General features: G+C 64.3%; 11 protein-coding genes and 1 pseudogene. 2 read left to right on the top strand and 10 right to left on the bottom strand.

The window, feature by feature from the left end; all coding sequences use genetic code 11:
- The 6 genes and pseudogenes from cobA to ACEN88_RS14365 form a co-directional block, all read right to left on the bottom strand.
- A partial coding sequence (gene cobA / locus ACEN88_RS14340) for a uroporphyrinogen-III C-methyltransferase (RefSeq protein WP_413340568.1) occupies nt 1-525 on the bottom strand: 525 nt, incomplete at its 3' end.
- Between the two features lie 16 nt (nt 526-541).
- A complete protein-coding gene (locus ACEN88_RS14345; RefSeq protein WP_413340570.1) occupies nt 542-1882 on the bottom strand; it encodes a sulfate adenylyltransferase subunit 1 in 1341 nt (446 codons plus the stop codon).
- Nucleotides 1882-2820, bottom strand: coding sequence for a sulfate adenylyltransferase subunit CysD (gene cysD / locus ACEN88_RS14350; RefSeq protein WP_036237435.1), 939 nt, complete (start codon nt 2818-2820; stop codon nt 1882-1884). The genes ACEN88_RS14345 and cysD overlap by 1 nt, the downstream gene beginning before the upstream one ends.
- A gap of 32 nt (nt 2821-2852) precedes the next feature.
- Nucleotides 2853-3623 (bottom strand): annotated as a pseudogene (locus tag ACEN88_RS14355) (phosphoadenylyl-sulfate reductase); the annotation flags it as partial.
- Nucleotides 3592-4170 carry a DUF934 domain-containing protein gene (locus tag ACEN88_RS14360; protein WP_413340572.1) on the bottom strand — a complete coding sequence of 193 codons (579 nt, stop codon included), beginning with the start codon at nt 4168-4170 and terminating at the stop codon, nt 3592-3594. The gene ACEN88_RS14360 and the pseudogene ACEN88_RS14355, both read right to left, overlap by 32 nt.
- Nucleotides 4163-5851, bottom strand: a complete 1689-nt coding sequence (locus ACEN88_RS14365) for a nitrite/sulfite reductase (RefSeq protein WP_413340575.1) — start codon at nt 5849-5851, stop codon at nt 4163-4165. The genes ACEN88_RS14360 and ACEN88_RS14365 overlap by 8 nt, the downstream gene beginning before the upstream one ends.
- Before the next feature lie 161 nt (nt 5852-6012).
- Between ACEN88_RS14365 and ACEN88_RS14370 the strand changes: the two genes are divergently transcribed.
- Entirely contained in the window at nt 6013-6954 is a 942-nt protein-coding gene (locus ACEN88_RS14370) for a CysB family HTH-type transcriptional regulator (protein ID WP_413340576.1), read from the top strand.
- Between the two features lie 4 nt (nt 6955-6958).
- A complete protein-coding gene (locus ACEN88_RS14375; protein ID WP_413340578.1) occupies nt 6959-7615 on the top strand; it encodes a class I SAM-dependent methyltransferase in 657 nt (218 codons plus the stop codon).
- A 75-nt stretch (nt 7616-7690) separates the two neighbouring features.
- Here the strand turns inward: ACEN88_RS14375 and ACEN88_RS14380 are convergent, their stop codons facing one another.
- The 4 genes from ACEN88_RS14380 to ACEN88_RS14395 form a co-directional block, all read right to left on the bottom strand.
- Nucleotides 7691-8713, bottom strand: a complete 1023-nt coding sequence (locus ACEN88_RS14380; RefSeq protein WP_413340580.1) for a porin — start codon at nt 8711-8713, stop codon at nt 7691-7693.
- Between the two features lie 164 nt (nt 8714-8877).
- Nucleotides 8878-10029: a PAS domain-containing sensor histidine kinase gene (locus ACEN88_RS14385; RefSeq protein WP_413340581.1), complete on the bottom strand. Its 1152-nt coding sequence runs from the start codon at nt 10027-10029 to the stop codon at nt 8878-8880.
- Nucleotides 10030-10107: 78 nt separating this feature from the next.
- Nucleotides 10108-10887 (bottom strand): LytR/AlgR family response regulator transcription factor, encoded by a 780-nt coding sequence (locus tag ACEN88_RS14390; RefSeq protein WP_413340583.1) that lies wholly within the window; start codon nt 10885-10887, stop codon nt 10108-10110.
- Nucleotides 10888-10957: 70 nt separating this feature from the next.
- Nucleotides 10958-11931: sensor histidine kinase (locus tag ACEN88_RS14395; RefSeq protein WP_413340585.1), on the bottom strand; the 974-nt coding region annotated here is incomplete at its 5' end.

Here is an 11931-nt window from a genome sequence, read left to right on the forward strand (position 1 = left end):
GGCCGCGGCTTCGCGGCCGCCCATGTACTGGACGAGGGTGTCGGTTTCGGGCAGGGCTGGGTGATTGGGTTCGTCCGGCGCGGTGCTGGACGTGAAGAACGCGACGCTGCGCGCGACGCCGCGCTTGGTCAGCGGCTGCAGCGTGGCCGCGGCGGCGGCGACGGCCGTCGTGATGCCGGGGACGACTTCGACCTCGATGCCCGCTTCCTCGAGGGCGCGGAGTTCTTCGTCGGCGCGGCCGAACAGCATCGGATCGCCGCCCTTCAGGCGCACGACGCGCTGGTAGCGCTGTGCGGCATCGACGAGTTTTTCATTGATGACGGTTTGCGCCGTGGAGCGCTGGCCGGAGCGCTTGCCGACCGGGATCAGCTCGGCCTGCCTGCACAGGGCCAGCATCTCGGGAGTGACGAGGGCGTCGTACAGCACGACCTCCGCCTCCCCGAGCAGGCGCGCCCCGCGAACGGTAATGAGATCAGCAGCGCCGGGACCGGCTCCAACCAGATAAACTTTTCCCAACGCCGCCATGGATCCCTTTCGTTCGTTACGCGTCAATACGGATCATACCCGCTGCGACCGTCTGATGGGTAACTTCATCGATGAGGATGAAGGCACCCGTTGCGCGGATCGCATCGTAGGCGTCGGCGGCCAGCGGCTGCTGCACGGTCAGTTCGATCCGCGCGATGTCGTTCAGCTTCAGGCCTTCGGCCGGGTTGTCGACGGCGCGACGCGTCTGCGTGTTGACGTCCAGGACGGAATCGATCGCCTTCACCTTGGCCATGGTCTGGCGCGTGCCATGCTTGATCCAGTACTTGCGGCGCACGTCCAGGGGCTCGTCGGACATCCAGCACACATCCGCTTTCACCTGCTTCAGCAAGGTGGCCGGTTGCTCGGCCGGGGCCAGCACGTCGCCGCGCGAGATGTCCACGTGCTCGTTCAACGTGATGGTGACCGACTGGCCGGCGACCGCTTGCTGCAGCGGGCCGTCGAACGTCAGGATTTCCTTCACGGTCGCGCTGTGGCCGGACGGCTGCACGACGAGCTTGTCGCCCACGGCAACCTTGCCCGACTCGATGCGCCCCATGTAGCCGCGCAAGTCGTTCGCTTCGTGGCCGTTGTGGCGTGCGACCAGCTGCACCGGGAAGCGGAACGGGGCGGCGTGCGTCTCGTCGTAGACCGACAGGCCTTCCAGCAGTTCGATCAAGGTCGGGCCTTCGTACCAGGTCATGTTGTCGCCGCGCTCGACGACGTTGTCGCCCGCGAGTGCCGACAGCGGGATCGCCGTGATGTCCTTCAGGCCCAGCGTGTCCGCGAACTTCGTGTATTCCGCGACGATGCGGTCGTACACGGTGCGGTCGTAGTTCACGAGGTCCATCTTGTTGACGGCGACGATCACGTGCTCGATCTGGAGCAGCTTGGCGATGGTCGAGTGGCGCTTCGTCTGCACGAGCAGTTCGACGCTGCCGTCGTCGCCGAGCTTCACCTTGGACACGTCGACGAGGATGATGACGGCGTCCGCGGTCGACGCGCCCGTCACCATGTTGCGGGTGTACTGCTCGTGGCCCGGCGTGTCGGCGATGATGAACTTGCGCTTCGGCGTGGCGAAATAACGGTACGCGACGTCGATCGTGATGCCTTGCTCGCGCTCGGCTTCCAGGCCGTCCGTCAGCAGCGACAGGTCGATCGTGTCGCCCACGGTGCGCTTGTGCTTGGAGCGCGACACGGCGGCCAGCTGGTCGGCGAAGATGCCCTTGCTGTCGAACAGCAGGCGGCCGATCAGCGTGCTCTTGCCGTCGTCGACGGAGCCGGCGGTGATGAAGCGCAGCAGACCGGCCTGGCCGCTCTGGTCGTTATCGTGGTTCAGGTTGTCGTTCAGGGCGTTCATCAGAAATATCCTTGTTTCTTGCGCTTTTCCATCGAGGCTTCCGACGTCTGGTCGTCCATGCGGGTCGCGCCGCGCTCGGTGATCTGGGTGATCGCCGTTTCGGCGATGATGGCGTCGACGGTCGACGCATCCGATGCAACCGGGCACGTGCACGAGATGTCGCCCACGGTGCGGAAACGGACGACGCGGGTCTCGACTTCCTCGCCGTCGCGGGCCGGCGTCAGCGGCGTCAGCGGCACCAGCAGGCCGTTACGCGGGATCACCTGGCGCTCGTGCGCGAAATAGATCGGCGGCAGGGCCAGCTTTTCGCGGGCGATGTATTGCCAGACGTCGAGCTCGGTCCAGTTCGAGATCGGGAACACGCGCATGTTCTCGCCCGGGTGGACGCGGGTGTTATACAGGTCCCACAGTTCCGGACGCTGGGCCTTCGGGTCCCACTGGCCGAATTCGTCGCGGAACGAGAAGATACGCTCTTTCGCGCGCGCCTTTTCTTCGTCGCGGCGGGCGCCGCCGATGCAGGCGTCGAAGCCGTATTCGGCGATCGTTTCCAGCAGCGTGACGGCCTGGGCCGCGTTGCGCGAATCCGTCTGCGGGTTGCGCAGGCGGACGGTACCTTTCTTGATCGAGTCCTCGACGGAACCGACGATCAGGCGCTCGCCCAGTTCGGCCACGCGCGCGTCGCGGAAGGCGATCACTTCGTCGAAGTTGTGGCCCGTGTCGATGTGGACGAGCGGGAACGGGAATTTACCCGGACGGAACGCCTTCTCGGCCAGGCGCAGCAGCACGACGGAGTCCTTGCCGCCCGAGAACAGCAGCGCAGGGTTCGAGCATTCCGCCGCGACTTCGCGCAGGATGTGGATGGCTTCGGATTCGAGCGCGTCCAGGTGGCGCGCATTCACGTCGCTGAGGGCGAGCGGGGTGTCACTAAAAGTCGTCATTTTGCTGAGCCTGTGATGTCTTGATTGGCCAATTAGGCCGGGGCTACGGATTTGATTCGAATGAGCTTGCCGTCCACGAGGTGCAATCCGCATTCCTTGGAGTCGGCGTTTTCCCACCACCAGCGGCCGGCGCGCACGTCCTCGCCCGGCTGGATCGCGCGGGTGCAGGGTTCGCAGCCGATCGACGGGTAGCCGCGGTCGTGCAGGTCGTTGTACGGCACGTTATTGGCGCGGATGTATTCCCACACGTCCTCTTCGCTCCAGTCGGCCAGCGGATTGAACTTGGCCAGGCCGTGCGCCGTATCGTCTTCCTGCACCGGCAGGTCGCTGCGCGTCGTCGACTGCGCGCGGCGCTGGCCCGTGATCCATGCCTTGTTGCCGGCGAGCGCGCGGCCCAGCGGCTCGACCTTGCGCACATAGCAGCAGCCCTTGCGCATCTCGACGCTGTCGTAGAACGCGTTCAGGCCGTTTTTGCTCACGTACTCGTCGACCAGTTCCTGCTTCGGACGCATCACGACGATGTCGTAGCCGTAGTGGGCCTTGACCTTGTCGATCATGGCCAGGGTTTCCTTGTGCAGGCGGCCGGTCTCCAGCGAGAAGATGGTGATCGGCAGGCCGGCCTTCAAGATCAGGTCGGTGAGGACCATGTCCTCGGCCGCCAGGCTGGAAGCGAACACGGCAGGCGAAAAATCGCGCGCAATGCGCTCCAGGATGCCGCGGGTTTCATTCACCCGCGCGTTCAGGTCGCTCATGGGTTTCCTTGTTTGATCGTCAGATGCCGGCGCCGACGTCGCTGTGCTCGGGCAACGCGCCGCGCTCGTGGCGGCGGAACAGCGGCAGCGGGTTGTCGACCGCCGCCTGGTACGTTTCCGAGAATACCGTCAGGCCTTTCAGTGCGTCATGGATGTTGCGGTCCTGGCGCGTCGCATAGGCATTGAAGCCGCAGCGGTACATCTGGAACAGCTGGTCGCGCAGCACGTCGCCGATCGCGCGCAGCTCGCCCTGGTAGCCCAGGCGCTTGCGCAGGTTGTAGGCGATCGAGTAGCCGCGGCCGTCGCTGAATTTCGGGAAGTCGATGGCGACGACGGCGAACTTGTCGAGGTCGTCCTTGACCGTCGTGGCCAGCTCGTCCGACGCGAACCAGATGCCCAGTTCCCGACGCTCCGCACGGCCCAGCAGCTGCTCGCGCTGCGCCAGCCAGACCTTGACCGGGACGATGATCTTGCCGGCCGGGACTTCAACGGTTTCCGGGGTGCCGTCTTCGACGAGTTTCAGGACGCTCCAATCGTCATCCACCACCTCGCGGTGCTTGATGATCTGCTTGTGCGAGTGCAATTCGAAATTAGGCATATTCGTCTTCCCCAACCAATGCGCCGGCCGGGATCGGCGTGGCATACACATGTTCCTTGAACGGCGCGACACCGAGGCGCTGCGCCACGTCGACGAAGCGTTCGCCCTCGACGCGATTCTTCACGTAGACCTCGAGCAGGCGGCCGACGACTTCCGGCATCTGCGGTGCGGAGAACGACGGGCCGATGATCTTGCCGATGGCCGACTCGTTGCCCTGTGCGCCACCGATCGATACCTGATACCACTCGGAACCGTCCTTGTCCACGCCCAGCACGCCGATGTGGCCCACATGGTGGTGGCCGCAGGCGTTGATGCAGCCCGAGATGTTCAGTTCGATGTCGCCGATGTCGTGCTGGAAGTCCAGGTTGTCGAAACGCTCGGCGATGGCGGCCGCGATCGGGATCGACTTCGCGTTCGCCAGCGAGCAGTAGTCGCCGCCCGGGCACGAGATCATGTCGGTCAAGAGGCCGATGTTCGGCGTCGCGAGGCCGCGGGCCTTCGCCTGCTGCCAGATCTCGAACAGCTTGGCCTGCTCGACGTCGGCCAGCACGAGGTTCTGCTCGTGCGTCACGCGCAGTTCGCCGAAGCTGTACTTGTCGGCCAGGTCGGCCACGAAATCCATCTGCTCGGCGGTCGCGTCGCCCGGCGGCACGCCGGTTTTCTTCAGCGACAGCACGACGGACGCATAGCCCGGCACCTTGTGCGGCTTGACGTTGCGCTGCAGCCAGTTGGCGAACGCCTTGTTGTCGGCATGCTCCGCACGGGGATCGATGCTGGGCAGGGTCAGGTAGGGCTTCGGATTGAACCATTGCGCCACGCGTTCGACTTCCTCGCGGGTCAGCGTTTCCGGACCATCCTTCAGGTCGGCGAATTCCGCCTCGACCATGCGCGCGAATTCCTCGGCGCCCACGGCTTTTACCAGAATCTTGATGCGGGCCTTGTACTTGTTGTCGCGGCGGCCGAACTGGTTGTACACGCGCATGATTGCTTCCGTGTACGTCAGCAGGTGCTGCCAGGGCACGAAGTCGTTGATCACGCTGCCGAGGATCGGCGTACGGCCCAGGCCGCCACCAACCATGAACTTGAAGCCGACTTCACCGGCGTCGTTGCGCACGGCGGTGAGGCCGATGTCGTGGACGGCGATCGCGGCGCGGTCTTCCACGGCGCCATTGATCGCGATCTTGAACTTGCGGGGCAGGGCGATGAACTCGGGGTGGAACGTGCTCCACTGGCGGATGATTTCCGCGTACGGGCGCGCATCGACGATCTCGTCGGCGGCGACACCGGCGAATTCGTCCGTCGTCGTGTTACGGATGCAATTGCCCGACGTCTGGATCGCGTGCATTTCGACCGAGGCCAGGTCGGTCAGGATGTCCGGGGTCTGTTCCAGCTCGATCCAGTTGAACTGGATGTTCTGGCGCGTCGTGAAGTGGCCATAGCCGCGGTCGTACTTGCGGGCGATGTGGGCGAACATGCGCATCTGCGCCGTCGACAGCAGGCCGTACGGCACGGCGATGCGCAGCATGTAGGCATGACGCTGCATGTACAGGCCGTTCTGCAAGCGCAGCGGCAGGAATTCTTCTTCGGTCAGCTCGTCGGCGAGACGGCGCCGTACCTGGTCGCGGTACTGGGCGATGCGTTCACGTACGATGAGATGGTCGTATTGGTCGTAACGGTACATGGGCAAGATTCCTAAGGGGGCGGGCCAATCCTGACCCAAACTATCCCGAATATTAATAAAATCCAGCTATATTCCAAACGACGGAGAATTTATTTGCTTATATGAGCCTGCGGTATAAGCATCCTTGTAAAATGCGGCATCAGATTGACAAGATAAGGGCAATGAACCTACACCAACTACGTTTCGTGCGCGAAGCGGTCCGCCAGAACTACAACCTGACCGACGCCGCCAAGGCGTTGTTCACGTCGCAACCCGGGGTGTCGAAAGCCATCATCGAGCTGGAAGAGGAGCTCGGGGTCGACATCTTCACCCGTCACGGCAAGCGCATCCGCGGCCTGACGGAACCGGGCCGCCTCGTCCTGCAATCGGTCGAGCTGATCATGCAGGAGATCGACAGCCTCAAGCGCATCGGCAAGGAATACGCCGCCCAGGACAGCGGCAGCTTCACCATCGCCACCACGCACACGCAGGCGCGCTACATGCTGCCCAAGGTCGTGCAGGCGTTCATGCAGCGCTTCCCGAAAGTCAGGTTGTCCTTATTGCAAGGCAACCCGCGCCAGATCGCCGACATGGTCAAGAACGACCAGGCCGACCTCGCCATCGCGACCGAATCGATTGCCGCGGTCGACGGCCTGATCACCTTGCCGTGTTATCAATGGGAACACGTCCTCGTCGTGCCGCACGAGCACCCGTTGACGAAATCGAAGGCGATCTCGCTGGAAGAGATCGCGGGCTACCCGCTGATCACGTACGACGCCGCCTTCGCGGGCCGTAGCAAGATCGACCATGCGTTCGAACTGCGCAACCTCAAGCCGGACGTCCTGCTGGAAGCGATCGACGCCGACGTCATCAAGACGTACGTGGAGTTGGGCATGGGTATCGGCATCATCGCCGGCATGGCCTTCGACCAGGAACGCGACCGCAACCTGCGCGCGATTCCCGTGGGCCACCTGTTCGGCATGAATGTGTCGCGCGTGGCCGTCAAGCAGGGCGCCTATCTGCGCAGCTATATTTATACGTTCATCGAGCTGCTGGCCCCCACGCTCAACCGCAAGATGGTCGAGTCCGCCATGCGCGGCACCAGTGAAAATTACGAGCTTTAATACCATGAATCGACAGAATGACCCCGTCGCGCGTTACTACGCGAGCAGCACGCAGGCGGCCGACGCCGCGCTGTCGCGGGCGGAACGCGCCAATGACTTATCGAAGGTACGCGAACGCATCGCGCAACTGGTGCGCGGGCAGACCGTGCTGGAACTGGCCTGCGGCACCGGCTACTGGACGGAAGTGATCGCCGCCAACGCCGACAAGGTGCTGGCCACCGATATCCTCGACGAGATGATCGCCCGCGCTGCAACCCGCCGCTTCCCGGAGGGCAAGGTAGCGTTCCGCAAGGTGGATGGCCTGGACCTGCCGGAGGACCTGGGCACGTTTTCCCGCGTGTTCATCGGTTTCTGGTGGTCGCACCTGAAGCGCGACGAGCAGGATGCGCTGCTGGCCCAGCTGCGCGTGCGGCTCGGCTCCGACGTTTCCCTGATCCTGCTGGACGACGCCTACGTCGAGGGCAGCAGCACGACGATCGCGCGCACGGATGCGCAAGGCAATACGTATGAAATCGTCGCGGCGCCGGACGGCGAGCGGTTCGAGTTGCCGAAGAATTATCCGGCCGACAGCGCGCTGCGCAAGCGGCTGGGCGGCGAGGTGCGCGAGATCCGCATCGAGCGCCTGACGTATTACTGGCTGTTGACCTGCCGGCTGAAATGACGCGTGGGCACGGGGTGCCCACCCTACGCGCATCGGTAGGGTGGGCTCCCCGAGCCCACGCGAATGACGGCGTACTTAGAACGAGTGGCGCATGCCGACGGTGAACACCGACGGATCGCCACCCAGCGACGTCGCGGCTGGGGTCAGGTTGTTCGAACCCGAGTTCAGGCCGAAGGTGGCCAGGCCGTTGTTGTTCATGTTGGCGTACGACGCGTACAGGTTCGTGCGCTTCGACATTGAGTAGCTGTAGGCCAGTGCCCAGGCATTGCCCTTGGCGCCGTTTTCCAGCTTGTTCTGCTGCAGGTTCACGTAGACCTTGCTCGGGCCGAACGGGTAGCCGGCACCCAGGTTGTACTGCTTGAACTTGTTGTTCGCGCCGTCCGGATCGGCCGACAGGTAGTTGGCCTTGATCTCCAGGCCGCCGACGTCGGCGAACGTGTAGGCGGCGCCCGCGCCGTATTCCTTGTCGTTGCCCGACGAAACGCGCTTCAGCGTGTGGTAGGCGGCGCCCAGGTACAGGCCGCCCATCTTGTATTCGGCACCGATGCCTTTCAGGTCGCCCGACGGACCCGTGGTCTTTTCGCCGGCGGAATACGTGGCCAGCAGGTCGAAGCCGTTGAACGACGCGCTCTTGTAGTTGACCGAGTTGGCCAGGCGGCGGGTTACCTTGCCCGAACCGAAGGCCGACAGGTTGGTGCCGTAGAAGCCCTGGCCGAATTCGTCGGAGGCGCCGGCCACGACGGCGATCGGCGAGTATTCGCGGCCCAGCGTCAGGGTACCGAAGGCGCCTTCCAGGCCGACGACGGCGCGGCGCTGGAACAGACCGGAGGAATCCTGCGCGCCGGTGTCGACGGCAACGCCCGCTTCCAGGTTGAAGATGGCCTTCAGGCCGTTGCCCAGGTCTTCCGAACCGCGGAAGCCGAAGCGGCTGCCCGACTGGTTGCCCGACTGGACGTTGGTGTGACGGCCGTCCGGATTGCCGGCGTCGCCGGACTCGATGGCGGCGTCGACGACACCGTACAGGGTCACGTTGGTCTGGGCGGCGGCGAACAGGGGGGTGAGGGCGACCACGGCTGCGGCCAGGCGTTTGACTTGCATTCAGGATTCTCCAATAAGATGTCGGACGATTCAAACAATGTGGTCTATTGCTTGATTGGCAGGCATCTTATCGAAGCGATATGTCGATTTGATGACACAGTGAAATGTTGCGAAATTACCACGCCTACTTTCACTTCTGTTGTCATCAATGTGTGACAACAGGATTACACGAGGTGATCGTGCAGCGGCAGCACGATGTCGATACGGGTGCCGTGCGGCTCGTCGGCGCCGATCGAGATCTCGCCCTTCATCGCCCAGACCCGTTCGCGCATGCCGATCAGGCCCAGGGATTCCGCCTTTTCCATGTCTTCCGGACGGATCCCGCGGCCATCGTCGCGGATCGTGATGAGCAGGTCGCTGTTCAGCCGGAACAGATTCATCATGACGCGGGTGGCCTGCGCATGGCGGGCGATGTTCGTCAGCGCTTCCTGCACGATGCGGAAGATGGCCGTGCTGGCCGTGTCGTCAAGGCGCAGCTCGGCCTCGTCGGCCAGCAGCGTGGTGGGGATCGCGTAGCGTTCGATGAAATCGTCGCGCAGGCCCTGCAGCGCGAAATACAGGCCGCCTTCGTCGAGCGCGCGCGGACGCAGGTTGGTGGCGATGCGGCGCAGCGACGTGATCGCGGTCAGCAGATTGTCTTCCATGCCGCGCATCAGCCGCAGGCTTTCGCTGGGCGTGCCGTCGGCGTGTTGCAGCAGGGTGAGGTCCATGCGCAGCGATGCGAGCAGCTGGCCGAGGTCGTCGTGCAGTTCGCGCGCGATGTGGGTGCGCTCTTCCTCGCGGATGGTCTGCAGCGCGGCGGACAGCTGGCGCAGCTGGTCGTGCGAGCGCGTGAGTTTTTCCTGCACGCGGCTGCGGTCGCTCACGTCGCGCATGACGACCGTGTAGAACGGTGCGTTGCCGTTGGTGCGTGAAATGGAACCCTCGATGGGGAAGCGTTCGCCATCCCCGCGCAGGCCCATGACCGTGTAGTCGGTGGCGCGGCGGCCCGCGCGGCCGCTGCCGGGGCGGAAATAGTCCACGGGTTCGTCGACGTCCGCGTTCGGCGACTCGATGTAGCGTCCCAGCGGACTCCCTACCATCTGCTCGACGCTCGTGCCGAACAGGGCTGCCGCGGCCGGATTGGCCATGACGATGGTGTTCGACTGGTCGGCGGAAATGATGGCTTCGCTGACGTGGTTGACGATCTGGCGGCTGGCCTGCACGGTGTCGGGCTCCTGTCGGAAGCGCCGGCCCAGCCAATAGCCGGCCGCGAACCCGGCCAGAAGCCAGGTTGCGGTCCTGCCGGAAGCGCGGGGGCGGCGCGGGCGTTTCATTCAACTTGCTTGATAGAAAACAACCCGCTGTGCGGATCTGGCATCTACCTTACCCGCCGTGCAAACTGCTGGCTTGACTTACATCTGCTTGAAGAGGTGCAGGAAGCTGCGGCTGACTTCCAGTTTTTCCGAGCGGCCCTTGATCAGCACCAAGTGGCGGCCACGGATGTCGCGCGTCACGCCTTCGATGGCGTTGACGTTCACGAGCGTGGCGCGGTGGATCTGCCAGAACAGCGACGGATCGAGTTCTTCGGCCAGGTCGCGCACCGGCTTGCGGATCAGTGCCTCGAATTTCTCCGTTTGAACGCAGGTATATTTTTCGTCGGAACGGAAAAACAGGATTTCCTCGACCGGGATCATGCGCAGGTCCTGGCCGATGCTGGCCTGGATCCATTGCAGGTATTTCGGCTTCGGCGCCGCGATCTTTTCGGCGAGCTGGGACAGCATCGCGGTCACCGTGTCGCTGACATTGACGGACGCGGTGGCCGCCTGCGCGGGCGTCGCCAGGCGTTCCTTCAGGCGTTCGACGGTGATCTTGAGGCGCTCGGGCTCGGGCGGTTTCAGCACGTAGTCGATGGCGCCCCGCTCGAACGCTTCCACGGCGTACTGGTCGTATGCGGTGACGAACACGACCTGGCTGGCGTCGCCGATGTCGCGCGCCGCTTCCATGCCCGTCTTGCCCGGCATGCGGATGTCGAGGAAGGTCAGGTCGGGCTTCAGGTCGTCGACGAGCTGCACGGCCTCGTCGCCGTTCTTCGCTTCGCCGATGATCTCGAGATCCGGCCACACCTGGGACAATCGGGTGCGCAGCAGGTCGCGCATCAGTCTTTCGTCGTCGGCAATGATAGCGGTAGGCATGGTCGGGGGCAGGCAGTGAAGGAGTGTCGATTATTCAACGAATCGTCGGTACAGGCAATACCCGAAATGCTTACTTCGGTGCAAGCTGGTACGGGACCTCGATGGTGGCGATGACCCCGGTCGGGCTGTTGGCCGCGATGTGCAGCTGGCCCGCCTCGCCGTGCAGCAATTTCAAACGCTCGCGGATGTTCGACAGCCCCAGGCCGGTGCCCTTGCTGGGCATGACGCCGAAGCCGACGCCGTCGTCCGCGACCGTCACGCGCAGCTTGCTGTCGACCACTTCCGCCCTGACGGCCAGGTGGCCGCCCTCGGGCTTGCATTCGAGGCCGTGCTTGATCGCGTTCTCGACCATCGATTGCAGCATCATCGGGGGAAACGCCGCGCTGCGCAGGCCGTCCGGCACGCTCAGTTCGACCGTCAGGCGTTCTTCCATACGCATCTTGAGCAGGTCGAGGTAGGACTTGACCATGTCGACTTCGCGGCCCAGGTTCGTGACGAGGTTGTTGTCGCGCATCTGCGGCAGCACGGCGCGCAGGTACTGGATGAGTGTCCGCTGCATGGCGGATGCGCGCGGCGGATTGGTCTCGATTAGGTGCTCGACGGAAGCGAGCGTATTGAACAGGAAGTGCGGTTCCACTTGGGCCTGCATGGCCTGCATCTTCGCTTCGGACAGCTGGCGCTGCATCGACTCGCGCTCGGCGGCGGCCGTGGCCGACTGCATCTCGGCCTCCGCGCGCTTCTTGCCGCCCACCAGCGCCTTCGTGCCGAACAGGGCGAGGATCAGCAGCCAGACGAAGCTCGTGAACCACGTCGACGCCTGCTTGTGATAGCTGCGTGCCTTTGCTTCGGCCGCGTCGTCGACGGCCGCTTCGATGGCGTTGGACAATTCTTCGCCGATTTGCGGCGGCAGGTCGATGTGGACCTCTTCGCCGTTGGCGCCGCGCAGGGTCTTCGTGACCGGCGCCTTGGGCGGGGCGGGCGGTGCCGGCGGTGCCGGCGGCGGGGGGCGGGCGGGGCGGGGGGGTGGGGGGGGGGGGGGCGGGG

The sequence above is a fragment of the Massilia sp. CT11-108 genome, assembly GCF_047302915.1.
GTDB classification, from domain to species: Bacteria; Pseudomonadota; Gammaproteobacteria; order Burkholderiales; family Burkholderiaceae_D; genus Telluria; species Telluria orientalis.

What these genes read in the sequence shown, in the direction of transcription:
- ACEN88_RS14345 (WP_413340570.1), bottom strand. Translation starts at nt 1,882, where the DNA reads ATGAACGCCCTGAACGACAACCTGAACCACGATAACGACCAGAGCGGC.
- cysD (WP_036237435.1), bottom strand. Translation starts at nt 2,820, where the DNA reads ATGACGACTTTTAGTGACACCCCGCTCGCCCTCAGCGACGTGAATGCG.
- ACEN88_RS14360 (WP_413340572.1), bottom strand. Translation starts at nt 4,170, where the DNA reads ATGCCTAATTTCGAATTGCACTCGCACAAGCAGATCATCAAGCACCGC.
- ACEN88_RS14365 (WP_413340575.1), bottom strand. Translation starts at nt 5,851, where the DNA reads ATGTACCGTTACGACCAATACGACCATCTCATCGTACGTGAACGCATC.
- ACEN88_RS14370 (WP_413340576.1), top strand. Translation starts at nt 6,013, where the DNA reads ATGAACCTACACCAACTACGTTTCGTGCGCGAAGCGGTCCGCCAGAAC.
- ACEN88_RS14375 (WP_413340578.1), top strand. Translation starts at nt 6,959, where the DNA reads ATGAATCGACAGAATGACCCCGTCGCGCGTTACTACGCGAGCAGCACG.
- ACEN88_RS14380 (WP_413340580.1), bottom strand. Translation starts at nt 8,713, where the DNA reads ATGCAAGTCAAACGCCTGGCCGCAGCCGTGGTCGCCCTCACCCCCCTG.
- ACEN88_RS14385 (WP_413340581.1), bottom strand. Translation starts at nt 10,029, where the DNA reads ATGAAACGCCCGCGCCGCCCCCGCGCTTCCGGCAGGACCGCAACCTGG.
- ACEN88_RS14390 (WP_413340583.1), bottom strand. Translation starts at nt 10,887, where the DNA reads ATGCCTACCGCTATCATTGCCGACGACGAAAGACTGATGCGCGACCTG.